Source organism: Kocuria gwangalliensis (assembly GCF_039544365.1).
Taxonomy (GTDB): domain Bacteria; phylum Actinomycetota; class Actinomycetes; order Actinomycetales; family Micrococcaceae; genus Kocuria; species Kocuria gwangalliensis.
This window is the reverse complement of sequence record NZ_BAABLN010000022.1, coordinates 44281-70545: the sequence shown is the minus strand read 5'-3', so window position 1 is coordinate 70545 and position 26265 is coordinate 44281. Positions and strand designations below refer to the sequence as shown.

The following is a 26265-nucleotide window of genomic DNA, read 5'->3' as shown; positions in this document are numbered from 1 at the left end:
CACCAACATCACCGCCACCCTGCGCGCACTAGACCACCACCCCGAAATCGTCCGCCAACTCACCGGACTTTGAAATGGCCCTGGCCAATTTTGGACTCGGGGTCATCCCTGTGTAATGTTGAGGTGCTCCCGCTCGCGGGGGCACCTTATTACTTATTCACGTGAGTAATGCCGCGGCAGATTACCCGAGCGGCCAAAGGGGGCTGACTGTAAATCAGCTGGCTATGCCTACGGGGGTTCGAATCCCTCATCTGCCACAGCGAAAACCCGGACCGGACGGTCCGGGTTTTTTCATGTCCGCCCTCCGGGAACTCCCGGCCGGAGGCATGGCGGCTGGCATTCGTATCTCCCCCGGAAACCAGGGTCCATGACCGGTTGTCCAGCATGAACGGTCAAGCGCCGCGCGTGGGAGGAGCCCATCTGGAATACATCATCCGTGAAGGCGCGGCGGGTCCTCGCCGGGCATGTGCTGTTCGCGCAGCTGCGGCAGCACTTGTTCACCCAGCAGGCGAACCGTTTGGATAGCCGTGTCATGCGGCAGCCCGTTGATATCCACGCGCAGCAATATCCGTTCCAGACCCAGTTCATGCCGCAGCACGGCCAGCTTCTCGACCACCTCGCTCACACCTCCCACCACGAGCGAACCGGTCGGAGCGCACTGAGCCGCGAATTCGTCGAGGGTCCATGTCGGGTCCTCCGGCGAGGCCGCCCCATAGGTGCGGGTACCCGCCGAAAAGTAGGGGTGCGCCAACTCGACGGCCGCTCGCCAGGGATCGGCTGCGGCGTCGTCGGGGATCACCAAGGCGGGCACTGCGAGACCCACGCGCGCCGAGGTTCGGTCCCCGAATCCACGCAGGGCCTCGCGGTAGGCCTTGACGTACGGCAGCAGGTTGCGCCACTCGCCCTCCATGACGTTGAGCATGACACCGAGCCCGTGCCCCGCCGCGCGCAGCACGGACCTGGGCGAGCCCGACGACGCCGCCCACACAAGATCGCGTGGGTCCCGCCCGGTAGCGGGTAGTTCGACGTCCCTTGCATGGTCGCGGAAATCGCCGAGCAGGTCCGACGGGCCCGGGCGAAGTACGTCGAGGAGCTGGTCGAGGCGCTCCTCGAAAATTTCTTCCCGCAGGTGCGATGGGACGGCAAATAGGTCCTGGTCCTGGGGGAGTGCGCCCCTTCCGGCCACGAGGTCCACGCGACCGTTGGAGAGCAACGACAGGAGGCTGAGCTGTTCGGCAATGCGAACCGGGTCTGCGGTCGTGAGCACGCTGGCGGCAGCGGACAACCGGATCCGCTCGGTGACCCGGCTCAGTGCGGAGAGCAGCAGGAAGGGGTCTTGATTGACGCGATGAGCCCCGTGCCCTTCACCGACACCCACAATGTCGAGCCCCACGGATTCTGCCGTTCTGGCCAACTCCAGAACATGCGTGAGGCGTCCCGAGGGACTCGGGAGCTGACCCGTCAAAGGATCCGGCGCGATGTCTCCCCACGTCATGATGCCAAGCTGTGGGTTCACGCGGGTCCTTCCGGTGGTCGGCCGTGGAGCGGGCTCTTGTGCCAGCAGTGAACGCTCTGGGGTTGGCCGTCGCGGCGTTTTAGGCTGGCTCCATGGCTACTGTAGACATCACCCAAGACACTCTGGGTCAGACCATCTCCGACAACGACATCGTGTTGTTGGACTGGTGGGCCGACTGGTGCGGACCCTGCAAGCAGTTTGCTCCCACCTACGAAGCCGCTTCCGAGCAGCACTCGGACATCGTGTTCGGCAAGGTGGACACCGAGGACCAGCAGGGACTGGCTGCCGCCGCACAGATTTCATCCATTCCCACCCTCATGGCCTTCCGTGAGGGCATTCTGGTCTTTTCGCAGCCCGGTGCCATGCCCGGCAACGCGCTGGACCAGGTCATTGACGCGGTCAAGGGCTTGGACATGGAAGAGGTTCGCGCCGAGGTCGAGAAGCAGGCCGCTGAGGGCGAGCAGGTCGACTGACCCAGCGCAAGACTTAAACCCCGCAGGGGCGCTCTCCGGATGGAGAGCGCCCCTGCGTTTTTGCACGTTCGGACTCACAGGGCGCGTCGATTCCTTGGCGTGGTCTCCCCTCGGGTTCACGAATGGTGTCTACGCCGCGGTGACGCCCAGCATTGATCCGATGAGGAACGTGGCTCCGAGTGCGAGCGCGCCCCCTATGACCACGCGAGCGGCCGCGCGTCCCACGTGCGGGGTGCCACCCAGCCGCGCGCCCAGAGTGCCCGTGATTGCCAGGGCAACGAGCACGGCAACGAACGTGACGGGGATCCGCCATTCCGGCGGGGGCAGCAGGATGGCGAGCATGGGGAGGAGTGAGCCGAGGAGGAAGGCCAGAGCCGATGCCCACGCCGCGGCCCACGGGCTGGGGATGTTCTCGGGGTCGATGCCCAACTCGGCATCCAGGTGCGCGAGCAGCGCATTGCGTTCGGTGAGTTCAACCGCCACGTGCCTAGCTGTGTCGTGAGATAGCCCGCGGGACCGGTAAATGTCGGTCAGCTCTTCCAGCTCGGCCTCCGGCATCTGCTCGAGCTCCAACACTTCTTTGGCGATCAGGGCCTCCTGCGAGTCCTTCTGGCTGGACACCGACACGTACTCACCCAGGGCCATGGACAGGGCGCCGCCGATGACCGCCGCCGAGCCGGCAATGAGAATCGGCCAAGAATCGCCGGTCGCACCGGCAACACCGACCACCGTGGCAGCCACGGACACAATGCCGTCGTTCGCGCCCAGGACCCCGGCGCGGAGTTTGTTGAGTTTCTCGGCGTATTTGTCGTTGTGGGGTTCGGCAATGACGTGCTCGCTCATGCGTCAAGTCTGCTCCGGGCCCCAATGATTAGCAAGCTAGGTTAACCAACCCTCACTTGGCCGGTGACCGGCCCGGGACCGGCGAGGACGCAGCAGCCAAGGTTAATGCCGGCGATGGTCCGCAGGAGCCAGGCGAGGTCCGAAAGACGGCTTACGGTGACCGCTGGCTTTGATCAACCGGACCACGCGCTGACGGTGCCCCCGCCACGGTTCCAGCAATTGCTCCATCCGATCGTCCGAACCCGGTGCGCCATCGAAGAACCAGCACACGTAATCCGCCAAGTGGTAGTCACGCACGCTGATGCCATCCGGATCCCCGTGCGTGCACTGGGTGATCTCTGCGGCGGTCCACACCCCTATGCCGTTGAGTGTTTGAAGTTTGGCCCGCACCCGCGCGGGATCATCGAGCGCGCCCAGTCTTTCCAGCGCACTCGCACGCTGCATCGTTCGCATGACGGTTGCGGAGCGTTGCGGATCCACACCCGCTCGGTGCCACTGCCACGAGGGAATTCTCCGCCATTGCTCCGCGGTGGGAGGTACGTACATGCCGGCCGGAGCGGGACCCGGCGCGCGTTCACCGGCCAAGCGCACCAGGTAGCGGTAGGCCCTGATGGCCTCCATGGCCGTGACACGCTGCTCGATGATGGCGATGACCGCCCGGTCGATGACCGCGCCGGTTGCGGGCAGCCTCAAGCCGGGGTGCCGACGCCGCGCCAGCCGTAATCGCTCCGGCAACAGGTGGTACGCGGCGGAACCTTCGAAAACCGTCCAGTCGTCCGCGGCGCCGCACCAGTTGGGAGCACTCTCGATCCACGTGATCGCGCCCGGTCCCCACGCGTCCACCACGATGTCCCGCTCCAAGGTGGTGCTCACCGCGCCGGAGGGCGCCCGTGTGAAGCGAGCGGAGACGGCCAGGTCGTGATGTCTGGTGGTGATCCATACGCAATCGGGGGACAACACGCGCACCGTGGGGTCGGCGCTACCGCGCCCGAGCACGGAGAGGGTCTGTCCCAGATGGACAGGTGCTACCGGTGACCACTGAAGCCGGACGGGCTCCACCGCGGGTTGCTTCGCGGGGCCCACGGTCGCGTGCAAGGACATACTCGTCATCTTTTCACGCGCCCACGACATGCATAGGCCTCGGGCGCCGCGAAGGACAGGCCGGGGTGCAGTGCGCCCCGCGCGAGACGAGCTATGCGCGGCCCTCGTGTTCACCGGCGCACAGGGCCGCTGGGATATCCTGCCCACGAGCGCACCCCACGTCAGGAAATCCCGTGTCCACAGCGATTGAGCATGCCGCGTCCCCGAAGACCGTGTTTGTCGGGTGCAACGCACGGATCCGTGATCACCTGCGTTGGTGGCCGGTCGGGATGGGCGTGGTCTTCACACTGCTTTACACGCTGTTCTCCCTCACACAGTGGCATCAATGGGAGGTGCCCTCATGGGACAACGCGATCTTCACCCAACTGCTGCAGTCCTACGCCGCCGGGCAGCCACCCGTGGTGAATATCAAGGGCCATGATTTCAACCTGCTCGGCGATCACTTCCATCCGTTGCTGGCGGTATTGGCGCCCGGCTATTGGCTGTTTCCGTCCGCTCTCACGCCGATGATTCTTCAGGACATCCTGCTGGGATGGTCCGTGGGTGTGGTCTCCTGGTGCGCCGCTCGCGCCTTACGACCAGCACCGGCCGCGGCCGTCGCGGTGGCCTACGGGTTGAGCTTCGGGCTGCAGGGCGCGGTGGCCGTGCAGTTCCACGAGATCGCGCTGGCGGTGCCGCTGCTTGCCCTCTCCGTGTGTGCCCTGAGGGAACGGCGCTGGCCTTCGGCGGCTCTGTGGGCCGCCCCGGTCGCCCTCGTGAAGGAGGACCTGGGGATGACGGTCGCCGCCGTCGGTGCCGTGATGGTGGGGCACGCATTGCGGCCCACAGCGCGAGTGTCGGCGCTGTGGTTGCATTGCGTGTATGAACCCACGGGCCGCGTCACGGGAGGCGGGCCAGCGTCGTCGTCGGCCAAGGAACTTGTCACGGCGCTGAGCCGCACCTCGCAGCAACCGGCCGTGCTCGGAGCGCTGCTGATGGCGTGGGGAATCGGTGTGAGTCTGCTGGCGGTCTGGGTGATCCTGCCGGGGCTGAACCCCAACGATGCGTTCGCGTACGCGGACAAATTGGACGTCGCCGGTATCCTGCGCGACCCGGCCGCAGCGGTGATCACATTGTTCGTGCCCGACCAGAAACTGGGCACGTGGTTGCTCACCCTTGCGGCCGGTGCGTTGGTCGCGGTGCGCTCCCCGCTTGTCCTGATCGCCCTGCCCACGCTCGCGTGGAGAATGCTCTCGCCCAATGACGGGTACTGGGGCCCGGGGTGGCATTACAACGCGGTGATCATGCCCATTGTGTTCATCGCGGTGATCGACGCGGTGGTGAGACTGCGGGCGGCGGGCACCCGATCCCGGGCCGCACGGGCAGCGGCCGAGCTCGGACCGTGGGTTGCCCTGGTCGTGGCGCTCGCGGTCGCGACACAGCAACCGCTCGCCCACTTGGTCACGGGGGAGGCCTGGCGCCAGGACCCTCGGGCGGACGTCAAGGACGCCACGGTCCGGGCCGTTCCGGAAGGAGCATCGGTAGCCACGGACCTGACATTGATCAATGGGCTGGTGTCCCGAGCGGACGTGCATTGGATCGGTAATACGGATGACCCGGCGCCCGACTTCGTGGTGATCGATCGCGAAGGCGGTGCGTGGGGGGAGGACCCGCCGGAGGATCCCGCAGCGTACGCCCAAGAACTGTATGGCGAGCAATATGTCATCGAACGTGACGAGGAGAACATCATTCTGCTGGGCCGGGAGTCTCCGTAACGCAACGAAGTGCGCTAAACTTTGACGTTATCATCCCGGTTTTTCTGTCCTCATTAAATCGTTTCGCCGTAGCAGGCATGTCGATCAGGGGCACACGCGGTAGGACCGCACGCACCGGTGTCAATCATTTCTACCCCACCGAAGCGAGGTTCACCCATGCCTACTGAATCCACTCCCGAAACTGCTGCAGAGCTTGAGACGCCCACTACTACCGAGGCTTTGCAGGGCGCCGAAAGCGCCGCTGAGCCCGCCGAATCCAAGCCCGATACTCCCACCTTCGCCGAACTCGGCGTCGACGGCCGCATTCTGGCCGCACTCGACGACGTCGGGTACGAGTACCCCTCGCCCATCCAGGCAGCCACCATTCCCGCACTGCTGAGCGGTCGCGATGTGGTGGGTCTGGCCCAGACCGGTACCGGCAAGACCGCGGCCTTCGCAGTTCCCGCGCTGTCCAAGTTGGCGGAGCTGTCCGACCTGCACGGTCCCCAGCGCTCCACCCGCGTGCTGGTGCTCGCGCCCACCCGTGAGCTCGCGCTGCAGGTGGCGGAGGCCTTTGGTTCCTACGCGACCCACCTTGACGACTTCACCGTGCTGCCCGTGTACGGCGGTTCGTCCTACGGCCCGCAGCTGGCCGGTCTGCGCCGCGGTGCGCAGGTTGTGGTGGGCACCCCCGGTCGCGTGATCGATCACCTGAGCAAGGGCTCGCTCAAGCTCGACGACATTGCCTACGTGGTGCTCGACGAGGCCGACGAGATGCTCCGCATGGGCTTCTCCGAGGACGTCGAGAAGATCCTCAGCCAAACTCCGGTGGAAAAGCAGGTCGCCCTGTTCTCCGCCACGATGCCCAAGGCCATCCGCCGGATCGCGCAGCAGTACCTGCGTGATCCCAAGGAGATCACGGTCAAGGCCAAGACCACCACGGGCACCAACACGCGTCAGCGGTTCATGCAGGTCATGGGCCCGCACAAGCTGGACGCCATGACCCGCGTGCTCGAGGTCGAGGACTACGACGGCGTGATCGTCTTCGTCCGCACCAAGGCCGCGACCGAGGAGATCGCCGACAAGCTCAAGGCCCGCGGTTACACCGCAGCCGCGATCAACGGTGACATCCCGCAGAATTTGCGCGAGCGCACGGTGGACTCCTTGCGTGACGGCAAGGTGGACATCCTGGTCGCCACCGACGTCGCCGCCCGCGGTCTGGACGTGGAGCGTATCTCCCTGGTCGTCAACTACGACATTCCCCACGACACCGAGTCCTACGTGCACCGCATTGGCCGTACCGGCCGCGCGGGCCGCAAGGGCGAGGCCATTCTCTTCATGACGCCGCGGGAGAAGTACCTGCTGCGCGCCATCGAGAAGGCCACGCGTCAGCCGGTCGAGCAAATGCGCATGCCGTCCGTCGAGGACGTCAACCGCACTCGTAAGGAAAACTTCGCGAACCAGATCGCGGAGACCATTGAGTCCGAGGACTTGGCGTTCTTCCGCGAGCTCGTGGAGCAGTACGAGAACGAGCACGACGTGGACGCCGCCGAGATCGCGGCAGCGCTGGCCGTGATTGCTCAGGACGGTCGCCCGTTCCTGGCCGAAGAGCTTCCCGAGGTTCCGCAGCGCAAGCGCGAGCGTGACCGCCGTGAGGGCTCCGACGGCCCGCGTGGCGGCGGCGGCGGTCGCCGCAGCGGTCCCGAGGCCGGCATGCGTACCTACAAGCTGGCTGTTGGGCATCGTGACCGCGTGGCACCGGGCGCCATCGTGGGCGCACTGACCCACGAGGGTGGCTTGAACGGTTCGCAGATCGGCGCGATCGACATTCACCCCAACTTCACGTTGGTGGGTTTGTCCGAGAACCTGCCCGCGGGCACCATGGACAAGCTGTCCAACACCCGCATCAACGGCGCCCCGATCCGCATCCAGGAGGATCGCGGCCCCGGTGGCGGCGGCTCTCGCGGTGGCTCCCGTGAGGGCGGCCGGTTCCGTGACCGTGATGGCGACCGCGGCGGTCGTTTCGACCGTGGTGACCGCTCCGATCGAGGCGGGGATCGCGGCGGCGACCGTGGCGGAGACCGCGGCGGTTTCCGTGGTGGCGACCGTTCCCGTGGCGGTGGCTCCTCGTACCAGGATCGTCCGCGCAAGAAGGGCTTTCCCAAGGGCAGCGGTGGGTTCCGCGACCGCTGATAGACCCCGCTGACCGCCCGGATTCGGGCGGTCGGCACCCCGCGGATACTCTGCGGATTCGGTGAGTTCACCTCGTTTTTGCAACTCGCCGAAATGCTGTTAGAGTTTTCCGCGTTGCCCCGATAGCTCAGTGGTAGAGCGCCATCTTGGTAAGATGGAGGTCCCGGGATCGATTCCCGGTCGGGGCTCTCATGATGAGGGCCTGCGGCTTGTGCACACGAGCCGCAGGTTCATTCATGAAATGGCGGTGTAGCTCAGCTGGTTAGAGCGCACGACTCATAATCGTGAGGTCGACGGATCGAGCCCGTCCACCGCTACTTCCAAGACGTCGTTCCATGCGGAACGGCGTCTTTGTCTTTGCCCGGATGCTCCGCCCAGTAGGCTGAGGGAAAATTTTCGTCCGACCGAGGAGAGCCATGGCCATTTCAGAAGAGGTGGTGGGCCGCACGTATCCGGCTGCACCCGCCTACCAGGTGTCCCGAGAAAAGATCCGCGAGTTCGCCTCCGTGGTCAAGGCCACGGACAGCGTCCACTTCGATGTGGAGTCCGCCCGGGCCGCCGGGTACGACGATCTCGTGGCCCCGCCCACCTTTGCCATCATCGTGTCCCAGCGCGCCGACGCCGCACTGGTCCAGGATCCGAGCGCGGGTATCGATTTCTCCCGCGTGGTGCACACCGAGCAGCGATTTACACATCACCGCCCCATCGTGGCCGGTGACGAACTCCTGGCGGCCGTCACGGTTGACCAGGTGCGGCCCATGGGATCGGGTGCCATGATCACCTCCCGTGTGGAAATCACCACCGTGGCGGGCGAGCAAGTGGCCACCACCACGTCGTCGTTGTTGGTACGCGGGGAGGACCAGTAATGAATATCGCATTCGAGCAGCTCGAAAAGGGTCAGTCCATCGGCGAGCGCACCGTGCCGGTGTCCCGTGCGGATCTCGTGAAGTACGCCGGCGCCTCCGGTGACTTCAACCCGATCCACTGGAACCAGGACTTCGCCCAGAACGTGGGCCTTCCCAATGTGATTGCCCACGGCATGTTCACCATGGGGGCCGCCGTAGGTCTGGTGACCGAGTGGGCGGGTGACGCGGGCGCCGTTGTCGATTATCAAACCCGCTTCACCAAGCCCGTGGTCGTCCCGAACCGTTTCGACACGGAAGTCCGAGCCGGAACCGAGTTGTCCGTGAGCGGCGCGATCGGCGCGGTGGACCAAGAGGCCCGCACCGCGCGCGTGGACCTCACCGTCACCGCTCCCGATATGGCCGAGGAGGGCGCGGACCCGGCCGAGGCCAAGGCGCTCAAGGTCTTGGTCAAGGCCCAGGTTGTTGTGAAGTTCTAGCATTAGAGTTAACCATCATGAATGCACCCCGACTGGCCGATCTGACCACCACCGCGGTGGGCGGCCCCGCTTCCCGTTACGTCAAGGCGGAGACCGAAGAGCAACTGACGCGCGCGGTGGCCGCGGCGGACGATGCCGGCGAGCCGATCCTGATCGTGGGCGGGGGCTCCAACATTCTGGCCTCGGACAACGGCTTCGAGGGGACCGTGGTGCACGTGGCCACGGAGGGTATCCACGTGGTGGAGACATCGTCCGCCCGTGGCTCTCTGGTTGAGGTGCAGGCCGGGCACTCGTGGGAGCGGGCGGTTCAGTGGAGCGTTCAACAGGGCCTGGCGGGCCTGGAAACGCTGTCCGGCATTCCCGGGACCACGGGAGCCACTCCCGTGCAGAACGTGGGCGCGTACGGCACAGAGGTTTCGCAGACCATCGATAGCGTGCGCGCGTGGGATCGTCAGGCACGTGAGCTCCGCACCTTCAGCGCCGGTGACCTGGAGTTCTCCTACCGCGATTCTGTGCTCAAGCGCAGTATGGAACACGGGACTCCGCGCTATGTGGTGCTCTCCGTGACATTCCGGTTGTTGCCCCAGGCCGTGGGGCTGCCCGTGCGCTACGGGCAGCTGGCCTCGGCGCTGGGTGTGGAGATCGGTGAGTGTGCACCACTGGACGCCGTGCGCGAGACAGTGCTGCGGCTGCGAGCCTCCAAGGGGATGGTGCTCAACCCGCAGGACCGGGACACCTACAGCACCGGCTCATTCTTCACGAACCCCATTGTGGAGGACCCGGCTCGCCTGGAGGCCCTGCCTGATGACGCCCCGCGCTACCCCGTGCTCGACGCCGCGGGCCAACAGATCCCCGGGGCCACCAAATTATCCGCCGCGTGGCTCATCGACCAATCCGGATTCGGCAAGGGGTTCGGGCTACCCGGCTCGCGGAATCAGCAGCTGGACCTCGACGGCGAGTCCGTGGCCGCCGGCCGCGCCGCCGTCTCGACCAAACACACCCTGGCCATGACCAACCGCGGTAGGGCGTCCTCCGAAGACCTCGCGTCCCTGGCTCGTACCGTGCGTGACGGCGTGGAGCACGTGTTCGGCGTGCGGTTGGTACCCGAACCGGTCCTGGTGGGGATGAGCCTCTAGGTGCTCACGACAGCATGAGCTCCGAACTCCAGGAAGAGATCCGGCGCGGCGAGGAAGGCGGCCGGATCCAGCGGACCGTGTTGCGGGTCAAGGCGTTCTCCTACAAACACCCCGCACTGCGAGCCATTCACCTGACGTTGGTGACGGTGCTGGGCGCGCTCTTCGTGGTCCTGGGGATCATCATGTTGGTCACGCCGGGCCCCGGGTGGTTGTTCATTTTCCTGGGCATCGGTCTCTGGAGCACCGAATTCGCGTGGGCGCACCGGCTCAACCAGCGCGTCAAACGACTGGCCCTGAAGGCGTGGCGCTGGTGGTCGAACATCGTGGCCGAATGGCGGTTCCGCCGCGCCCGCGACAAGCCACATCACTTACTCCAAGGGCCGCGACACCTGCGTGTCACGGCCCATGGAACGGGTAAGAAGTAGGCCGAGGCCTACAGCGTGCCGGTCGCGATCTTGAGCATGCGACGCAGGGGCTCTGCGGCACCCCACAGCAGCTGATCCCCCACGGTGAAGGCGGAGATGTACTCCGGGCCCATGGAGAGCTTGCGGATGCGGCCCACCGGGATGTCCAGGGAACCGGAGGCAGCCACCGGCGTCAGATCCTGCATGCTGGCTTCCTTGGTGTTGGGAATGACCCTGGCCCACTGGTTCTCGGCGTCGATGATCCGCTCGATCTCCGCCACCGGAAGGTCCTCGCGCAGCTTGATGGTCAGCGCCTGGGAGTGGCTGCGCATTGCGGCGATGCGCACGCACAACCCGTCCACGGGAATCAGGTCCTCGCCGGAGCGGCCCAAAATCTTGTTGGTCTCGGCCTCCGCCTTCCATTCCTCACGGGACTGGCCGTTGCCCAGATCGGCGTCGATCCAGGGGATGAGCGAACCGGACAGCGGCACACCGAACTGTGAGGCGTCCAACTCACCGGAACGCTGCTTGGCGAGCACCGCGCGGTCGATCTCGAGAATGGCCGAGGCGGCGTCGGCGAGGTGATCCGACACGGAACCGTGGATGTCCCCGAACTGCTGAATGACCTCGCGCATGTGGCGGGCGCCGCCACCGGACGCGGCCTGGTAGGTCATGGAGGTGGTCCACTCCACCAGGTTGTTGTTGAACAGCCCGCCCAGGCCCATGAGCATGCACGAGACCGTGCAGTTGCCGCCGCTGAAGTCCTTCACACCGCGTGCCAGGCCCGCGTCGATCACGTCGCGGTTGACCGGGTCCAACGGAATGATGGAGGACTCTTCCATGCGCAGGGTGGAGGCCGCGTCGATCCAGATACCGTCCCAGCCGGCATCGCGCAGCTTGGAGTGCACGGCCTTCGTGTAGTCGCCACCCTGGGCGGTCACCAGGATGGGAAGTGCGGACAGCGCCGCAATGTCGTAGGCGTCCTGCAACGTCCCGGCGTCACCCATACCCTCAATGGTGGGCGCGGCGCCTCCGGCATTGGAGGTGGAGAAGAATACGGGGTCGAGGCTGGCGAAATCGTTTTCGGCGCGCAGACGGTCCATTAGAACGGAACCGACCATGCCGCGCCAGCCAATGAAGCCTACGGCTGAGGGTTGTGAAGTCATGCCGCCCAGTCTATCGATCCGAAGATCGGGCGTGAGTCACGGTTACTCCTGGTTGCGCGGATCCGGGGTTTCGGCCACCAGATCCTGATAGCTCGGGAATCGCTGCAGGTAGTCGAGCACGTACGTGCACGTGGGGCGGATCTGCACGCCCTGTTCACGGAACTTGTCGAAGACGAAGGTCACCAGGGTGCGGGCGTAGCCCTGACGACCGAAGGCCTCGGCCACAATGGCGTGCTGCACGTCCACGGTGCCGTCATCGAGGATTTCAACCCCCAAAAAGCCGATGAACTGCTGGTCGTCCCACAGCTCGTAGCGGCCACGATCGGGATTGGCACGCAGGTCGAGCGTGGGGCTTTCATGGATGCTCGGTGTGGGGCCAGTGGTCACGGCGGCTCAATCCTCCAAGGTAGAAGTGGTCAAGATCACGCTATCTCATGTTTCGTCATGGTTCCTTCGCGCGTCTCACGGCGACTTATCGGCGCGTGTACTCGTCCATTCGGAAACGAGGCCCCTTGCTGGACTCGGCCCAGTCGGCCAGCTCGCGTTGCCGCCAGGTGTCATCCAGTCGCGGCGCTACGGTGTCGCCCTCCACCGCGAGGTCCACGGTGGTCACGTAGGCGCGAGTCAACGGCAGCGCTTCGTGGGCGAGGGCGTCGGCCCAGATCCGGGTCCCACCAATGGCCCAGATCTCGCCGTTCGGGTCGTCGAGCAGCGACAGCGCGAGTTCCAGGGCTTGCGCGTACGACGCCGCCGTCCACACGTTGTCGCCGTCGCCCGCCACGGTCTCGGGGCGGCTGGTGACCACGATGTTGGGTCGCCCCGGAAGCGGTCGGAATCGGGGTGGGAACGATTCCCAGGTGCGGCGCCCCATGATCACCGGATGCCCGGTGGTGGTGCTCGAGAAGAACCGCAGGTCCTCGGGCACGTGCCAGGGGATCGTGCCGTCCTTACCGATGATGCCCTGGGGATTCTGGGCCCAGATGGCACCCACGGTGGGGCCGTTCGGGCCGATCACGGGTAAAGATGTGGATCGTGCCGCGCTCATACCGCCACCGGTGCCTTGATCCCGGGGTGGTACCTGTAACCGACCACCTCGAAGTCCTCGTACTCGTAGTCGAAGATGGAACCCGGTGTGCGCAGGATCTTCAGCTGCGGGTACGGGTAGGGTTCGCGGGCCAGTTGCTTGGTGACCTGCTCCACGTGATTGGCGTAGATGTGGCAATCACCTCCGGTCCAGATGAACTCACCGGGGACCAGATCGCATTGCTGGGCCACCATCATGGTGAGCAGCGCGTACGAGGCGATGTTGAAGGGGACGCCCAGGAAAAGGTCCGCGGAACGCTGGTAAAGCTGACAGCTGAGGGCGTCGGGGCCGTCCTCGCGAGGCTGCACGTAGAACTGGAACAGCGCATGACACGGCGGCAACGCCATGTTCTCGACTTCCGCGGGGTTCCACGCGGTCACTACGTGACGGCGCGAATGCGGCGAGTTCTTGATGGATTCCACCACGCGCGCGATCTGGTCGATGCTCTCACCGTGACCGGCCGGCCAACTGCGCCACTGCACCCCGTACACGGGGCCCAGGTCACCGTTCTCGTCCGCCCATTCGTCCCAAATGCTCACACCGCGTTCCTGCAACCAGCGCACATTGGAGGACCCGGACAAGAACCACAACAGTTCCAGGGCAAGGGATTTGAAGTGGACACGCTTGGTGGTCAACAGGGGAAAGGACTCGGAGAGGTCGTAGCGGATCTGCCGGCCGAATACGGAGCGCGTACCCGTGCCGGTCCGGTCGGACTTGAGGGCACCGTGGGTCATGACTTCGGCCAGTAGATCTTCGTAGGGCGTGGGAATGGCAGACATGGTTTCCTTTGTGCTGAATACGGGCCCGCAGACCGGTTACGGGTCCGGCCCGGTGCTACCGGACCGGAGGCCGCCGGTCGTAGTGACTCACGGGTCAGTCGTCGAACGGGGTGATGATTTCACAACTCACGGCTCGGCCCTTGGTGTTCCGTGGCATCTGGAGCACGAGCATTTCACCGGGGGAAAGGTACGGATCCGTATCGGGTAGCTCCTCGACCATGGTGGCGGGCATGTGGCGGGCCAGCACTTTGAACACCGTGGGTAGTACCGGCCGATGGGTGCACAGCACCACGGGGTGCTCCGTGTCGAAGAGCTGCTCGACAACGGCTGCGGCCTTCTTGGGGGAGCGCTTGTGGGCCGCCTCCGTCAGCTGCGAGCGTTCCTTGACCTTGGCGCTGTACTTCTTGGCGTACGGGATCACCGTGGACATGCAGCGCAACCACGGGGAGGTGTGGACCCTCCTGGGTTGCCAGGCGGCCAACAACCGTGTGACGGCCAGGGCCTGCCGCTTGCCGGTGGCCGCCAGGGGGCGATCACCCTCCGCGCGCTGCCACGAGGAACGGGGTTTCGCCTTGGCATGGCGCACAATGATGACGGGGCGGGTCGACAGGGTGCCGTTGCGATGCAAGGCCACCAGCTCGTCGAGGGGTTCACGGTCGTCCGCGTTGCTGAGCATGGTGCGGGCCTGATCCGCTCTCACCCACCGCAGCTCGTCCACTTCACCATGATCGGGTGTGGCCTGCGCGGAAGCCGAGATCTCTGCGGCCCAGTACTTCACCAGTTTCGACTGGTCCCTGACCTGGTAACGGATCGACGGCAACGGCACGCCCAAGCGCACCGACAGGCCCACTTCTTCGCGCAGTTCACGCACGGCGGTTTCCGGGAGGGTCTCTCCGTTGTCCTGTTTGCCCTTGGGCCAGGACCAGTCGTCATAACGCGGCCGGTGGATGACCAGTACTTGAAGCTCGCCCGCGCTGCGACGCCAACACAGACAGCCTGCGGCGTAGACGTCGATCTTTCCGGAGGCATTACTTTTTGCCATGACCCGCTCTCTGTCTGATGGACCAAGGTGGCACGCGTTTCTGCACCCGAGGGGGCGGGACGGCACCTCTCAGATGTTATCCGGTGATCTCGCCCCGGAACATCACGTCCAGGTGCCACCGCTCGAAACCGAGCTTTTCGTACAGCGCCATGGCGGGGGCGTTGTCCCCGTCCACGTACAGCATCACGTGCTCGAGGTCCTGTCCGGCCAGGTAATTGATGCCCGCAGCGGTCAGTGCCTTGCCGAGTCCGCGGCCCTGTTGCTCCGGGGAGATGCCCACGACGTAGACCTCACCCATCGCGGGGGAGCCGTCCGAGGCGGGGTGGATCTTGGTCCAGTGGAAGCCCTGGATGTCCTCGGGGTCATCGGCGCGAACGGCCAGGAAGAACCCGGGCGCGTCGAACCATTCCTCGGCTTCCCGCTGACGCAGATCGTCCAGGGTCATCCTGCCCTGCTCCGGGTGGTCCGAGAACGCCTGCGCATTGACCCTCAGCCACCCGTTCTCGTCGCGGTTCTGCTCGAACGGCCGGATCTCGAGGCCCTCGGCCAGATCCACCGGCAACGGAAGATCGGAGGACCCGCGCAGTCCTCGCTTCAAGCGGTACAGGTCGCGTACCGCCGTCAGTCCGTAGGTTTCGGCAAGTCGCCGGGCACCCGGATGATCACCGTGGGCCCAGGCCTCCACCGTGCCCTCGACCTGCCCGCGCACCTCTCGTGCCAGGGCCGCGCCGATCCCGGCACCGCGACACTCGGGGTCCACCACGAGTTCCACCGTGAAGGTGGAGGCCTGGTCCGAGTCCGGGTTGATGAGCGCGCTACCCACCAGGGCGCCGTCCTCGGTCGCGGTGACCGAGCGGAGCCCAGCCCTGGCCGAACGCACGTCAACGAGCGTCTGATCCGAGAACGGGGGATCGCCGTCGGCGCGGGTGGCTCGTTGAGCCAGGCCCGTCAAAGCTGCGGGATCGGCAACCCCGTCCTGACTGAGAATGGTCACGGCCATGACATACCTCCACTGTGAGCGGTTGGGTGGCGTGTCAGGACTCGCTGTCCCGGCCCGCCGTGAAGCTGTACCCCACGTTACGCACCGTGGTGATCAGGTGCTCGTGGTCGGCCCCCAATTTCGCGCGCAGCCTTCGAATGTGCACGTCGACCGTGCGAGTGCCGCCGTAATAGTCGTAGCCCCACACCTGCGACAGCAACTGGGCGCGTGTGAAGACACGGCCCACGTTCTGCGCGAGGAATTTGAGCAGTTCGAACTCCTTGTACGTGAGGTTCAGCGGGGTGCCGCCGATCTTGACGGTGTACGAACCGTCGTCGATGGTCACGTTGCCGGCCCTGATCACGGACTCGTCCTGCGTTTCCTCCGGACCTCGGGCGCTCGCCAATCGCAATCGGGCCTCGATCTCTGCGGGCCCGGCATTGTGCAGCACCACGTCCGTAACACACCACGACGCCGCCACGGCCGCCATCCCGCCCTCGGTCAGGGCCAGGAGCACGGGAACGGGAGTGTCTCGGGCGGCCAGGGACTGGGCGGTGTTGCGCGCGGCCACCATGTTGGTGGTGCCGTCGAGGACCACCACATCCGGTTGCCGCACGTGCTTGAGGGCCCCGAGGGAACTGAGCGGCACCACGTCTATCTGGTGCGAGAGGAGCTCTAGGCCGGGAAGAACAGTGGCGAGCGCGTTGGTTTCATCGCTGAGCAGCACAATCTGGAGCACGGATCATCCCGTTGATGGTGAGGGAAGCTCACCCAGGGAATTCCCCCGGGCGGCTGTGTTGACCATTATAAATACTCGAGACGCGCGGTAATTTTCACGATCACGATGGAACCTCGTTGCCCCGATCAGCAGGCGTGCTGACCCGTTCGCGGGTTCGGGGCGGTTAGGCTGAAGGGAATATCTGCCCCAGACCGTGCGCGGAGGAAACCCATGAGATACGCAAGGATCATCGGCGCGGCCGCCGTCTCGCTGATTCTTGCCCTCGGTGCCAGTGTGCTGGGTGGTTTGCTTCCGCTGATCGTGTCCGTGGTCATGGCCGTGGTGATCGCGGTGGGCTGGCCCGCGGCCACGGGGATCAAGGCCCGCCGCCGGCACAACGTGATTATTGCCGCGGCCGGCGTGATCGCGTGTTCCCTGGTGAATTTCGTCCCGGATCAGCAGCTCATCTGGCTCCCGGCCGTGGTGGGCGTGGCTTTCATGGTCGTGTGCGTGGCCGAGCTGGTGCGTGGTGAAGGAGCCGAGGGTCGTTTGGAATCAACCCTGGCCTCCGTGACGGGTGTCATGGCCGCCGTGAGTGCCTCCGGCTGGATCGGACTGAGTCACGTGGAGGAGCTCTACGGTTTGGGCACCTGGGTCACCGTGACCGGTGTGGGTTTGCCGCTCGCCCTCATCATCGGTGTGGTGGGTGTGCGGATCATTTCCGCGGCACCGGAGACCCCTAAGCGCAGGGGCCTGTTGACCCTGGGCGTAACACCCGTTGCACTACTCGGTGTGGCAGCGCTTTTCGCCGGTCGGATACTGGCCTCCGTGGTAGCTTAGAACCATGCTTGCACTCGAAATCTTTTACCTTGTCCTGTTGGTTCTGGCCGGTCTCGCGATCGGCGGTATTGCTCTGAAGGTCATCACCGGCCTCTTCAAGGGCCAGCTCTAAACCCATGCCCGTTGAGATTCCCACCAATCTCACTCCTGAGCTCGTGCCGTTCGCATGGCTTTTGGGAACCTGGGAGGGTGACGGCTTTGTGGGTTACGGAGACGCCGAACAGCGTGCGTTCCGGCAGCGGGTCACGTTCGAGCAGCACGGTCTGCCGTTCGTTGTGTACCGCGGGCAGACCACGCTCCTCAATGATGAGGGCGAACCCCAACGTGAAGCCACCTACGAACAGGGTTTCTGGGAACTCGCTCGTCCTCGCGAGGACGGGGACATCGGCCCCGGCATGCTGCCTCCCGACCCCGTGCCGGTCCTGAAGGCCGCTCAGGACGTCGAGGACCTGCGCAATGCTGATGGTGGTTTCGACATCTCCGTCTCCATGCTCCACCCGGGTGGTATTTCCGAGCTCTACCTGGGGCAGATCAAGGGACCCCGTGTGGACCTCGCTACGGACGCCGTAATGCGCGCCCAGGGCGCCAAGGAGTACGCCTCCGGGACCAGGCTGTACGGCCTGGTCAACGGAAACCTCATGTGGGCGTGGGACATGGCCGCCAACGGTCATGAGTTGGCCACGCACGCCTCCGCCGAACTGAAGAAGGTTGATTCGCTCCAGTGACTTCCACTGACTCCTCGTACCGATCCGTTCTCCTCTCGCGCCCCGGCGCGGTGGTGGCAGACAACCTGGACGAGGGGGTGGCAGGCCACTACGGAGACCCCGTTCCCGAACAGCGCGCGCTGGATCGCGGTACGGGCTACGTGGACCAATCCCAGCGCGGCATTGTGACGGTGACCGGCGCGGACCGCCTCAGCTGGCTCACCACACTGTCCTCACAGGTGCTCACGGGTCTCAAGCCCGGGCAGAGCACCGAGACGATGTTCCTCAGTATCCAGGGCAGGGTGGAGTTCGCGCCTCACGCCGTGGACGACGGGACCACCACGTGGCTCATTGCCGAGGCTCAAGAGGCTCCCGGGCTCGCCGCGTGGCTCGAGTCCATGAGGTTCGCCATGCGCGTTGAGGTCGCGGACGTCAGCTCCCAGTGGGCCGTCATCGCCGCCACCAAGGACCTGAGCGCGGAACTGACCGCCGCGCTGGAAGGCACCCGGGCGGCGTCGGACGCCGTGATCGTGTGGCGTGACCCCTGGCCCGAGATCTCCCCCGGCGGCTATGCCTACAGCACGGCCCCGGACCACCCCGGGTCGGAACGTCCGTGGTTCGAACACCTGGTCCCCATGAGCGCCCTGGAGAGCGCGGCCGCAGCCCTGGACGAGCAGGGTTGCACTCCGGCCGGTTCCTGGGCGGCCGAGGCGTTGCGCATCGCGGCGTGGCGGCCACGCTGGGGGGCAGAGACGGACGTCAAGACCATTCCCCACGAGCTCGACTGGATGCGCACCGCCGTGCACCTGTCCAAGGGCTGCTACAAGGGCCAGGAGACCGTGGCCCGCGTGCACAACCTGGGGCACCCGCCGCGCAGACTCACGTTCCTGGACCTGGACGGTTCCCAGCACACGCTGCCGGCGGCCGGTGCGGAAGTGTTTCTCAACGACAAGTTGGTCGGGCACATGACGTCCGCCCGCTTGCATCACGAAGCCGGCCCCATTGCCCTGGCCGTGCTCAAACGGAACGTGGATCCCCAGGCCGAACTGCTGGTGCGGGACACGGTCGGGGAAGGCCCGGGTCAGGAAAGCGCCCCGGGCGGCGGCGCGATCGAGCAATGGTCCGCTGCCCAGACCGTGGTGGTTCAGCCGGACGCCGGTTCGGTGGTCGGTCGGCCCAAGGACCTGATGCGGGGCCCCCGCGACGGCGGGATGCGCCTCTAAACCCACACTGACACGGAATCGCGGCGGATCATGGATAGTCCTGATCCGCCGACGCCGCCGGGAGCCTACCGGCCGAACAGCACCTTGGCTTCTTCGTACCGTTCCAGGGGGACCGTCTTGAGGCCGTCGAGGGCCTCGCTGAAGTCCACGCGGACCACGTCCGTGCCGCGCAGCGCGCACATCTTGCCCCACTCGTGGTCCTCGGCCATGCTGGTGGCAGCCATGCCCAGGCGGGTGGCGAGCACGCGGTCGAAACCCGTGGGAGCGCCGCCGCGCTGGATGTGGCCCAGCGTGGTGTTGCGCGTTTCGATCCCGGTGATCTCCTCGATCTGCTGGGTCACGAAGTCACCCGCCCCGCCCAGTCGCGGCCGACCGGAAGCCTCTTGGCCCTTACCGGCAAAGGCCTCGTCGTAACCCTCGGGGATGAACCCCTCGGCAACGACCACCAGGGGCGAACGACCCCGGTCGTAAACTTCCTTGGCCCACATGGCGACCTGTTCCATGGACTCGCGGTGTTCCGGGATCAGGATCGCGTGGGCGCCGGCGGCCATGCCCGAATGCAGAGCGATCCAGCCCACGTGGCGGCCCATGACCTCGGCCACCATGCACCGGTGGTGGGATTCGCCGGTGGTGCGCAGCCGGTCCATGGCATCGGTCGCGATGGACACGGCGGTGTCGAAACCGAACGTGTAGTCGGTGGCCTTCAAATCGTTGTCGATGGTCTTGGGGACGCCCACCACGGGCAGTCCCGCGTCCGCCAAACGCTTGGCGCCCGCCAGGGTGCCCTCACCGCCGATGGCCACGATCGCATCGATCTGATTGGCCTCCAGGACCTTGGCGATGTTCTCCGGGCCACCATGGGGGCCGTCGAACGGGTTGGTCCGCGAGGTGCCCAGAATGGTGCCGCCCTGGCGTGCCAGGCCACGCACACTTTGGCGGGGGAGCTCCATGATGTCCCCCTCGACCACACCGCGCCAACCGTCACGGAACCCCACGAAATCATGATCGTAGGACTTGATCCCGTGCAGGACCGCACCGCGGATTACGGCGTTCAGCCCGGGGCAGTCTCCGCCGCTCGTCATTAGGCCAATTCTCATGCGTGCTTCAGCGCTCCTCGGTGATCGAGTGTGAACCTTCCCTGACCAGTCTAATGAGTCGCGGGTGGGGTCGATAAGAAGTGCAACCGCGCCGTGTTCAATACTCGTTAACCCCGCCACCTAGAATTGCTGGTGAGACGCACACAGGGTGCCGCCCGCGGCACAAGCCACTAGGAGGACATATGACCCCGCAGCAGGAACCGGCACGGGAGAACCTCCGCGAGTTCATCGACAAACTTGTGGAACAGGGGTACACGGTGCGGGACGGACAGTCCCCGGACCCGGACCTCATTGATCCAGGTGGAAGCGCCGTGGAGACGTGGCGCGAGGGCTACCCGTACGACGAGCGCATGTCCCGCGAGGACTACGAGCTCGAGAAATATCAGCTGCAAATCGAGTTGCTGAAGTTCCAGTACTGGGGTCAGGACAACGACCTCAAGCACGTGATCGTGTTCGAGGGCCGCGATGCCGCCGGCAAGGGCGGCACCATCAAGCGCTTCACCGAGCACCTCAACCCGCGTGCCGCGCGCACCGTGGCGCTGAACAAACCTTCGGACCGGGAACTGGGTCAGTGGTACTTCCAGCGTTACATCCAGCACCTGCCCACCAACGGTGAGATCGTGCTGTTCGACCGCTCGTGGTATAACCGGGCCAACGTGGAACACGTCATGGGTTTCTGCACCGACGAGGAGTACGAGAGCTTCATGGGGCAGGCCCCCACGTTCGAGAAGATGCTCGTGGACGACGGTATCCACCTGACCAAATTCTGGTTCTCCGTGACCCAGCACGAACAGCGCACACGCTTTGCCATCCGCCAGATCGACCCGGTGCGCCGCTGGAAACTTTCACCCATGGACCTGGCTTCCCTGGACCGCTGGGAGGACTACACCGTGGCCAAGGAAGAGACCTTCCGCCGTACGGACACGGACCACGCTCCGTGGATCACCATTAAGTCCAATGACAAGAAACGTGCTCGCCTCAACGCGATGCGCTACTTCCTCAACCAGTTCGACTACGAGGACAAGGACACCTCGGTGGTCTACCCGCCGGACCCGCTGATCGTCCGTCGTGGCCGCGACGCCGTGGACGACTGACGACTGCCGATCATTGAACGAAGGCTGGGCCCCGCACCACGTGGTGCGGGGCCCAGCCTTCGTTGTGGATCGCTCAGGCGATATCGTTCCGTTCGTCCCCGGCTCGGGCGAAATTATGGCGGTCCACCAGGACCCAGGACGCCGCGGCGTTGACGGCGGCCACGCCGAAAACGGAGGGCCACGCGCCGATCTTCTTGGCCAGCGGGTGGGACAGTCCGAAGCCCGCGAGGTACACCACGCTGAGTCCCGCGGTGGTGACGGGTCCGGCCGATGTGTACCAGGTGCGCCCGGCCAGCACGCCGTTTGCCAGCAGCACCACTCCGCCCAGGGCCCGGACCCTGGTCAATCGGGCCACGGCGTAGCCGCCGATCAGACCGCTGGCCACCACGGCCGCGCTGGGCAGCCGCACGGGGGAGGGCAGCTGTTGATCCACGGAATGCAGTGTTTCCTTGAGGTTCATTTACTTGGTTCCCAGAACTTTCTGCAGGCGGGACAAGCCCTCGGCGAGGTCATCGTCGCCCAGCGCGTAGGAGAGGCGTAGATAGCCGGACGGGCCGAATGCCTCTCCCGGGACCACGGCCACTTCGGCGCGCTCCAGGATCATGTCGGCGAGCTCGGTGCTGGTCCGGGGCGTGACGCCGTCGAAATCGCGGCCCAGCAACCCGGTCACGTCGGGGTAGGCGTAGAAGGCGCCGGTGGGAGTGGGGCAGACCACGCCGTCAATGGCATTGAGACCGTCCACGATCACCCGCCGACGTCGATCGAAGGCCTCGCGCATGCGGGTCACCTGCTCCGTGGGCCCGTTCAGGGCGGCCAGTGCCGCCCGCTGGGCCACGTTGTTCACATTGGAACTGAGGTGGGACTGCAGATTGGTGGCGGCCTTGATGACGTCCTTGGGGCCGACCATCCAGCCCACGCGCCAGCCGGTCATGGCGTACGTCTTGGCCACGCCGTTGAGCAGAATCAGGTGCTCGCTCAGCTCGGGAGCGGCCTGGGCGATGGAGGTGAACTCCACGCCGTCGTAGGTGAGGTGCTGGTAGATCTCATCGCTGATCACAAAGATGCCCTTGGACGCGGCCCATTCGCCCACGGCCTTGGTCTCCTCGGCGGTGTACACCGCACCCGTCGGGTTGGACGGCGAGCAGAACAGCAGCGCCTTGGTCTTCTCGGTGTGGGCGGCTTCCAACTGCTCCGGGGTGACCTTGTAGTCCTGATCCGCGCCGGCGAAGACCTCCACGGGATTGCCGCCGGCCAGCCGGATGGCCTCCGGGTAGGTGGTCCAGTACGGGGCGGGCAACAAGACGTCGTCGCCCTCGTCCACCACGGTCTGGAAGGCCTGGTAAACCGCCTGCTTGCCCCCGTTGGTGACCAGCACCTGTGCGGGGTCCACGCGCCACCCGGAATCGCGGGCGGTGGCATCCGCAATGGCCTGGCGCAGCTCGGGAAGTCCCGCAGCGGGGCTGTATCTGAAGTTCTTGGGATCTTCGAGGGCTTGCGCCGCGGCCTCGACTATGTAGTCGGGGGTCGAGAAGTCGGGCTCGCCGGCTCCGAAACCGATCACGGGCCGCCCGTCGGCCTTGAGTGCCTTGGCCTTGGCGTCCACCGCGAGTGTCGCGGACTCGGCAATCGCGCCGATCTTGCGGGAAATTCGCTGCTGAGCTGGGGGCATGGTGGTCAACTCTCCTCGGTTCGGTGACAGCGTCCGCCCTGACTGCGCAGCCAGAAGGCGCTCGCCACCCAGTTTAGGCGGGCATCCGCGTTCTTTGCACGATGGCGGCCGTACGCGTAAGATCGTTTGTTGGTGCGTTTACTTTCGCGCGCCTGGATGCGGACCCGTGCCGGATCACTCGCGCGAAAGTGCTAAGCTCATGCACCGTGTTCGTGGTCTTGTGTGAACAAGCCGCAAACTGAAGGGCAGTGGCGCAATTGGTAGCGCAGCGGTCTCCAAAACCGCAGGTTGCAGGTTCGAGTCCTGTCTGCCCTGCTTCAGACCTAAAACGGCACATACACCACCGCCGGGAACCAATCCACGCAGGGGAGAGCCGATGTCGCACACCGTTACCGGAGAAACCTCGGACCAACCCGCTGGATCAGATCAGCAGCGGGGCTTTTTTGGTCGCATCTGGTTGTTCATTCGACAGGTCATCGGCGAGCTCAAGAAGGTCGTCGCACCGTCGCGTCGCGAACTCGTCAATTTTGTTCTGGTCGTGCTGGTCTTCGTGGCCTTCATGATGTTGTTGATCTCCCTTCTGGATCTGGGCTTCGGCCAGGTAGCCATCTGGGTCTTCGGCAACGGCGACCAGGCCTGAGACCACACCAACTTCTAGCCGTCCACAGAAAGCAGGAATCTCCAGTGACCGACCACGAGCTCGAAAACGAAGCCACTGAGGCAGCGCAGCCCGAGTCCGCCCCCGCGGACGCTGCGCAGTCGGAGGCTGCCGAGAGCGTGTCCGCCACTGCCGATGAGGTCGCGCAGACCCCGGCTGAGAACGAGACCGCTGAAGCGGATGAGGCAGAGCCCTCGGTCCCCGAGGAATCGCTCCCCGAGGAATCGGCCGCGGAGGACCAGGACGCTCAGGACCAGGCCGCCGAGGACCTGGCCGCCGAGGACGAGGTGGACCCCGTCGAGGAGTTCAAGTCCCAGCTGCGCCGCCAGGAAGGCGACTGGTTCGTGATCCACACCTACGCCGGCTACGAGAACCGTGTGAAGACCAACCTGGAGACCCGTATCCAGTCCCTCAACATGGAAGAGGACATCTTCCAGATCGAGGTGCCCATGGAAGAGGTCGTGGAGATCAAGAACGCCCAGCGCAAGACCGTGCGCCGCGTTCGCATCCCCGGATACGTGCTGGTTCGGATGAACCTCACCGACGCCTCGTGGGGTGCCGTCCGGCACACCCCGGGCGTGACCGGATTCGTGGGCCAGGACGCCTACAACCCCGTGCCGCTGCGCATGGACGAGGTGTTCGAGATGCTCGCACCGGTCTTCGAAACCCCGGATAAGGCCAAGGGCCTGGGCGAGACCGCCGGCGGCGGTGCCGCCTCCGGCGCTGCGGAGCCCGCGATCACCGTGGACTTCGAGGTCGGCGAGTCCGTGATCGTGAAGGAGGGTCCGTTCGAGACCCTTCCCGCCACGATTTCCGAGATCAAGGTGGAATCCCAGCAGCTCGTGGTGCTGGTGTCCATTTTCGAGCGCGAAACCCCGGTCACCCTGGGCTTCCACCAGGTCACCAAGATCTGATCGCGCCCTCAGTTTTCGGACACCCCCGGATGAGCTTTGGTCCGGGGCGTTTCCGTTCGGTCACCGCGCCACGGTGACCACCCGCCGTCGTACGCTCCTGTGCGGCGGTACGTACAGCAAGCAAAGGACCATCACATGGCTCCCAAGAAGAAGGTCTCAGGCCTGATCAAGCTGCAGATCCAGGCAGGTGCCGCTAACCCGGCTCCTCCCGTGGGCCCCGCACTCGGTCAGCACGGCGTCAACATCATGGAATTCTGCAAGGCCTACAACGCGGCCACGGAATCCCAGCGCGGCAACATTGTGCCGGTGGAAATCACCGTGTACGAGGACCGTTCGTTCACTTTCGTCACCAAGACCCCGCCGGCTGCTCAGCTGATCAAGAAGGCTGCAGGCGTCGCCAAGGGTTCCGGTGTGCCCCACACCAACAAGGTCGGCAAGATCACCATGGACCAGGTCCGTGAAATTGCCGAGACCAAGAAGGAAGACCTCAACGCCAACGATGTCGAGGCTGCTGCCAAGATCATTGCCGGCACCGCCCGTTCCATGGGCATCGAGGTTGCCTGAGCGCTCTAGCTAGCTCTCAGTACCAAACATTTTCCCGTGGCAGGGCCGAGCGCGGTCCGCAGACCACAACTGCACAAGGAGAACAAGCAGATGGCAAAGCGCAGCAAGGCATACCAGGCGGCTGCCGCCAAGATCGAAGAGGGCAAGTTCTACGCCCCCGCCGAGGCGGTCGCCCTGGCCAAGGAATTGGCCGAAGGCAGCAAGTCCGACCCCACCGTTGAGGTGGCCATGCGATTGGGCGTTGACCCTCGCAAGGCGGACCAGATGGTTCGCGGCACCGTTAACCTGCCCCACGGCACCGGTAAGACCGCCCGCGTGGTCGTCTTCGCAACCGGTGACAAGGCTGCGGCCGCCGAGGCAGCCGGCGCCGATTACGTGGGTTCCGATGACCTGATCGCCAAGGTCCAGGACGGCTGGGTGGATTTCGACGCCGCCGTGGCCACCCCGGACATGATGGGCAAGGTTGGTCGTCTGGGTAAGGTTCTGGGTCCCCGTAACCTCATGCCGAACCCCAAGACCGGCACCGTGACCATGGACGTCGCCAAGGCTGTTGGTGACATCAAGGGCGGTAAGATCGACTTCCGCGTCGACAAGCACTCCAACTTGCACTTCATCATTGGCAAGGCGTCCTTCGACACCCAGAAGTTGGCCGAGAACTACGGTGCGGCGCTGGAAGAGGTGCTTCGTTTGAAGCCTTCCGCTTCCAAGGGTCGTTACGTCACCAAGGCCACCGTGGCCACCACGTTCGGCCCGGGTGTTCCCGTGGATCCGAGTGCCACCGAGGTGCTCGGCGAGGCGTGATCCTCGTTCGTGCCGGTGAACGGCCCGATTGAGTAGTGTGACGGAAGGGCTCGGACCAATTATGGCCGGGCCCTTCCTGCTCACCACTGAGGGCCGCGATAAACTGAGCAGTACCCTTGCTATCTCGTGTCGAATGCAATGGTGCATGATCGTTGGAGGGCAGGTTCGTTCCGAATAGCTCGGAACGCGGAA

General features: G+C 65.3%; 28 protein-coding genes and 4 tRNA genes. 19 read left to right on the top strand and 13 right to left on the bottom strand.

Translation table 11 applies throughout. From position 1 onward, the window contains the following. Positions 1-175 precede the first annotated feature (175 nt). Positions 176-257 (top strand) — tRNA-Tyr (locus ABEA06_RS08130). Positions 258-430: 173 nt separating this feature from the next. On the opposite strand, the gene ABEA06_RS08125 is transcribed toward ABEA06_RS08130, so the two are convergent. Then, entirely contained in the window at positions 431-1516 is a 1086-nt protein-coding gene (locus tag ABEA06_RS08125; protein ID WP_345311142.1) for an LLM class flavin-dependent oxidoreductase, read from the bottom strand. A 92-nt stretch (positions 1517-1608) separates the two neighbouring features. Here ABEA06_RS08125 and ABEA06_RS08120 point away from each other — a divergent pair, with 92 nt between their 5' ends. After that, the gene (locus tag ABEA06_RS08120) at positions 1609-1989 is read left to right on the top strand and encodes a thioredoxin family protein (RefSeq protein WP_303381447.1); all 381 of its coding nucleotides are present in this window, start codon (positions 1609-1611) and stop codon (positions 1987-1989) included. A 129-nt stretch (positions 1990-2118) separates the two neighbouring features. Here ABEA06_RS08120 and ABEA06_RS08115 read toward each other — a convergent pair whose 3' ends face one another. Beyond that, entirely contained in the window at positions 2119-2832 is a 714-nt protein-coding gene (locus ABEA06_RS08115; RefSeq protein ID WP_345311141.1) for a VIT1/CCC1 transporter family protein, read from the bottom strand. Between the two features lie 102 nt (positions 2833-2934). Beyond that, entirely contained in the window at positions 2935-3933 is a 999-nt protein-coding gene (locus ABEA06_RS08110) for a DNA-3-methyladenine glycosylase family protein (RefSeq protein ID WP_303381449.1), read from the bottom strand. Between the two features lie 173 nt (positions 3934-4106). Between ABEA06_RS08110 and ABEA06_RS08105 the strand changes: the two genes are divergently transcribed. From ABEA06_RS08105 to ABEA06_RS08070, 8 genes are all read left to right on the top strand, one after another. After that, positions 4107-5687, top strand: a complete 1581-nt coding sequence (locus ABEA06_RS08105; RefSeq protein WP_345311140.1) for a DUF2079 domain-containing protein — start codon at positions 4107-4109, stop codon at positions 5685-5687. A 156-nt stretch (positions 5688-5843) separates the two neighbouring features. Further along, the gene (locus ABEA06_RS08100) at positions 5844-7859 is read left to right on the top strand and encodes a DEAD/DEAH box helicase (protein WP_303381444.1); all 2016 of its coding nucleotides are present in this window, start codon (positions 5844-5846) and stop codon (positions 7857-7859) included. Positions 7860-7975: 116 nt separating this feature from the next. Next, positions 7976-8047, top strand: a tRNA-Thr gene (locus ABEA06_RS08095). Positions 8048-8102: 55 nt separating this feature from the next. Continuing rightward, a tRNA-Met gene (locus tag ABEA06_RS08090) sits at positions 8103-8176 on the top strand. Between the two features lie 99 nt (positions 8177-8275). Continuing rightward, entirely contained in the window at positions 8276-8725 is a 450-nt protein-coding gene (locus tag ABEA06_RS08085; RefSeq protein ID WP_345311139.1) for an FAS1-like dehydratase domain-containing protein, read from the top strand. Continuing rightward, a complete protein-coding gene (locus ABEA06_RS08080; RefSeq protein WP_303381442.1) occupies positions 8725-9201 on the top strand; it encodes a MaoC family dehydratase in 477 nt (158 codons plus the stop codon). Before ABEA06_RS08085 ends, ABEA06_RS08080 begins: the two co-directional genes overlap by 1 nt. A gap of 17 nt (positions 9202-9218) precedes the next feature. Continuing rightward, entirely contained in the window at positions 9219-10337 is a 1119-nt protein-coding gene (locus ABEA06_RS08075; RefSeq protein ID WP_345311138.1) for a UDP-N-acetylmuramate dehydrogenase, read from the top strand. Positions 10338-10351: 14 nt separating this feature from the next. Then, on the top strand, positions 10352-10762 hold the full coding sequence (locus ABEA06_RS08070; protein ID WP_345311137.1) for a PGPGW domain-containing protein: 411 nt from the start codon (positions 10352-10354) through the stop codon (positions 10760-10762). Positions 10763-10770: 8 nt separating this feature from the next. On the opposite strand, the gene asd is transcribed toward ABEA06_RS08070, so the two are convergent. The 7 genes from asd to ABEA06_RS08035 form a co-directional block, all read right to left on the bottom strand. Next, positions 10771-11907, bottom strand: coding sequence for an aspartate-semialdehyde dehydrogenase (gene asd, locus ABEA06_RS08065; protein ID WP_345311136.1), 1137 nt, complete (start codon positions 11905-11907; stop codon positions 10771-10773). Positions 11908-11949: 42 nt separating this feature from the next. Then, the gene (locus ABEA06_RS08060) at positions 11950-12294 is read right to left on the bottom strand and encodes a GNAT family N-acetyltransferase (protein ID WP_303381438.1); all 345 of its coding nucleotides are present in this window, start codon (positions 12292-12294) and stop codon (positions 11950-11952) included. An 85-nt stretch (positions 12295-12379) separates the two neighbouring features. After that, positions 12380-12952: a dihydrofolate reductase gene (locus tag ABEA06_RS08055; protein ID WP_345311135.1), complete on the bottom strand. Its 573-nt coding sequence runs from the start codon at positions 12950-12952 to the stop codon at positions 12380-12382. Next, entirely contained in the window at positions 12949-13770 is an 822-nt protein-coding gene (locus ABEA06_RS08050; protein ID WP_312395651.1) for a thymidylate synthase, read from the bottom strand. Before ABEA06_RS08050 ends, ABEA06_RS08055 begins: the two co-directional genes overlap by 4 nt. Before the next feature lie 94 nt (positions 13771-13864). After that, positions 13865-14812, bottom strand: a complete 948-nt coding sequence (locus ABEA06_RS08045) for an NUDIX hydrolase (protein WP_345311134.1) — start codon at positions 14810-14812, stop codon at positions 13865-13867. Positions 14813-14888: 76 nt separating this feature from the next. Beyond that, entirely contained in the window at positions 14889-15812 is a 924-nt protein-coding gene (mshD, locus tag ABEA06_RS08040; RefSeq protein ID WP_345311133.1) for a mycothiol synthase, read from the bottom strand. Between the two features lie 34 nt (positions 15813-15846). After that, complete coding sequence (locus ABEA06_RS08035) at positions 15847-16530, bottom strand: response regulator transcription factor (RefSeq protein ID WP_303381433.1); 684 nt, start codon at positions 16528-16530, stop codon at positions 15847-15849. A 210-nt stretch (positions 16531-16740) separates the two neighbouring features. On the opposite strand from ABEA06_RS08035, the gene ABEA06_RS08030 reads away from it, so the two are divergent. The 3 genes from ABEA06_RS08030 to ygfZ all read left to right on the top strand — a co-directional run bounded on the left by ABEA06_RS08030 (position 16741) and on the right by ygfZ (position 19276). Then, complete coding sequence (locus tag ABEA06_RS08030) at positions 16741-17349, top strand: hypothetical protein (protein WP_303381432.1); 609 nt, start codon at positions 16741-16743, stop codon at positions 17347-17349. Between the two features lie 116 nt (positions 17350-17465). Beyond that, the gene (locus ABEA06_RS08025; RefSeq protein ID WP_303381431.1) at positions 17466-18074 is read left to right on the top strand and encodes a nitrobindin family protein; all 609 of its coding nucleotides are present in this window, start codon (positions 17466-17468) and stop codon (positions 18072-18074) included. Then, a complete protein-coding gene (ygfZ, locus tag ABEA06_RS08020; RefSeq protein WP_345311132.1) occupies positions 18071-19276 on the top strand; it encodes a CAF17-like 4Fe-4S cluster assembly/insertion protein YgfZ in 1206 nt (401 codons plus the stop codon). Before ABEA06_RS08025 ends, ygfZ begins: the two co-directional genes overlap by 4 nt. A 65-nt stretch (positions 19277-19341) precedes the next feature. Here ygfZ and ABEA06_RS08015 read toward each other — a convergent pair whose 3' ends face one another. After that, positions 19342-20373, bottom strand: coding sequence for an ATP-dependent 6-phosphofructokinase (locus tag ABEA06_RS08015; protein WP_303381429.1), 1032 nt, complete (start codon positions 20371-20373; stop codon positions 19342-19344). Positions 20374-20555: 182 nt separating this feature from the next. On the opposite strand from ABEA06_RS08015, the gene ppk2 reads away from it, so the two are divergent. After that, on the top strand, positions 20556-21467 hold the full coding sequence (gene ppk2, locus ABEA06_RS08010; protein ID WP_303381428.1) for a polyphosphate kinase 2: 912 nt from the start codon (positions 20556-20558) through the stop codon (positions 21465-21467). Positions 21468-21540: 73 nt separating this feature from the next. Here the strand turns inward: ppk2 and ABEA06_RS08005 are convergent, their stop codons facing one another. Continuing rightward, complete coding sequence (locus ABEA06_RS08005) at positions 21541-21927, bottom strand: hypothetical protein (protein ID WP_345311131.1); 387 nt, start codon at positions 21925-21927, stop codon at positions 21541-21543. Continuing rightward, entirely contained in the window at positions 21928-23136 is a 1209-nt protein-coding gene (locus ABEA06_RS08000) for a pyridoxal phosphate-dependent aminotransferase (protein ID WP_345311130.1), read from the bottom strand. Positions 23137-23378: 242 nt separating this feature from the next. Between ABEA06_RS08000 and ABEA06_RS07995 the strand changes: the two genes are divergently transcribed. From ABEA06_RS07995 to rplA, 5 genes are all read left to right on the top strand, one after another. After that, positions 23379-23451: transfer RNA gene (locus ABEA06_RS07995), tRNA-Trp, on the top strand. A 61-nt stretch (positions 23452-23512) separates the two neighbouring features. After that, on the top strand, positions 23513-23776 hold the full coding sequence (gene secE / locus ABEA06_RS07990; RefSeq protein ID WP_303381425.1) for a preprotein translocase subunit SecE: 264 nt from the start codon (positions 23513-23515) through the stop codon (positions 23774-23776). Between the two features lie 44 nt (positions 23777-23820). Beyond that, a complete protein-coding gene (gene nusG / locus ABEA06_RS07985; RefSeq protein WP_312397407.1) occupies positions 23821-24708 on the top strand; it encodes a transcription termination/antitermination protein NusG in 888 nt (295 codons plus the stop codon). Positions 24709-24843: 135 nt separating this feature from the next. After that, complete coding sequence (gene rplK / locus ABEA06_RS07980) at positions 24844-25272, top strand: 50S ribosomal protein L11 (RefSeq protein ID WP_303381423.1); 429 nt, start codon at positions 24844-24846, stop codon at positions 25270-25272. A gap of 90 nt (positions 25273-25362) precedes the next feature. Continuing rightward, positions 25363-26073 carry a 50S ribosomal protein L1 gene (gene rplA / locus ABEA06_RS07975; RefSeq protein ID WP_345311129.1) on the top strand — a complete coding sequence of 237 codons (711 nt, stop codon included), beginning with the start codon at positions 25363-25365 and terminating at the stop codon, positions 26071-26073. Positions 26074-26265 lie beyond the last annotated feature (192 nt).

Coding starts and splice junctions, on each gene's coding strand:
- ABEA06_RS08070 (WP_345311137.1), top strand. CDS start 10,352: ATGAGCTCCGAACTCCAGGAAGAGATCCGGCGCGGCGAGGAAGGCGGC.
- rplK (WP_303381423.1), top strand. CDS start 24,844: ATGGCTCCCAAGAAGAAGGTCTCAGGCCTGATCAAGCTGCAGATCCAG.
- ABEA06_RS08030 (WP_303381432.1), top strand. CDS start 16,741: ATGAGATACGCAAGGATCATCGGCGCGGCCGCCGTCTCGCTGATTCTT.
- mshD (WP_345311133.1), bottom strand. CDS start 15,812: ATGGCCGTGACCATTCTCAGTCAGGACGGGGTTGCCGATCCCGCAGCT.
- asd (WP_345311136.1), bottom strand. CDS start 11,907: ATGACTTCACAACCCTCAGCCGTAGGCTTCATTGGCTGGCGCGGCATG.
- ABEA06_RS08005 (WP_345311131.1), bottom strand. CDS start 21,927: ATGAACCTCAAGGAAACACTGCATTCCGTGGATCAACAGCTGCCCTCC.
- ppk2 (WP_303381428.1), top strand. CDS start 20,556: ATGACCCCGCAGCAGGAACCGGCACGGGAGAACCTCCGCGAGTTCATC.
- ABEA06_RS08025 (WP_303381431.1), top strand. CDS start 17,466: ATGCCCGTTGAGATTCCCACCAATCTCACTCCTGAGCTCGTGCCGTTC.
- ABEA06_RS08120 (WP_303381447.1), top strand. CDS start 1,609: ATGGCTACTGTAGACATCACCCAAGACACTCTGGGTCAGACCATCTCC.
- ABEA06_RS08055 (WP_345311135.1), bottom strand. CDS start 12,952: ATGAGCGCGGCACGATCCACATCTTTACCCGTGATCGGCCCGAACGGC.
- ABEA06_RS08015 (WP_303381429.1), bottom strand. CDS start 20,373: ATGAGAATTGGCCTAATGACGAGCGGCGGAGACTGCCCCGGGCTGAAC.
- ABEA06_RS08110 (WP_303381449.1), bottom strand. CDS start 3,933: ATGTCCTTGCACGCGACCGTGGGCCCCGCGAAGCAACCCGCGGTGGAG.
- secE (WP_303381425.1), top strand. CDS start 23,513: ATGTCGCACACCGTTACCGGAGAAACCTCGGACCAACCCGCTGGATCA.
- ABEA06_RS08000 (WP_345311130.1), bottom strand. CDS start 23,136: ATGCCCCCAGCTCAGCAGCGAATTTCCCGCAAGATCGGCGCGATTGCC.
- ABEA06_RS08075 (WP_345311138.1), top strand. CDS start 9,219: ATGAATGCACCCCGACTGGCCGATCTGACCACCACCGCGGTGGGCGGC.
- ABEA06_RS08045 (WP_345311134.1), bottom strand. CDS start 14,812: ATGGCAAAAAGTAATGCCTCCGGAAAGATCGACGTCTACGCCGCAGGC.
- ABEA06_RS08100 (WP_303381444.1), top strand. CDS start 5,844: ATGCCTACTGAATCCACTCCCGAAACTGCTGCAGAGCTTGAGACGCCC.
- ABEA06_RS08115 (WP_345311141.1), bottom strand. CDS start 2,832: ATGAGCGAGCACGTCATTGCCGAACCCCACAACGACAAATACGCCGAG.
- ABEA06_RS08085 (WP_345311139.1), top strand. CDS start 8,276: ATGGCCATTTCAGAAGAGGTGGTGGGCCGCACGTATCCGGCTGCACCC.
- ABEA06_RS08080 (WP_303381442.1), top strand. CDS start 8,725: ATGAATATCGCATTCGAGCAGCTCGAAAAGGGTCAGTCCATCGGCGAG.
- rplA (WP_345311129.1), top strand. CDS start 25,363: ATGGCAAAGCGCAGCAAGGCATACCAGGCGGCTGCCGCCAAGATCGAA.
- ABEA06_RS08050 (WP_312395651.1), bottom strand. CDS start 13,770: ATGTCTGCCATTCCCACGCCCTACGAAGATCTACTGGCCGAAGTCATG.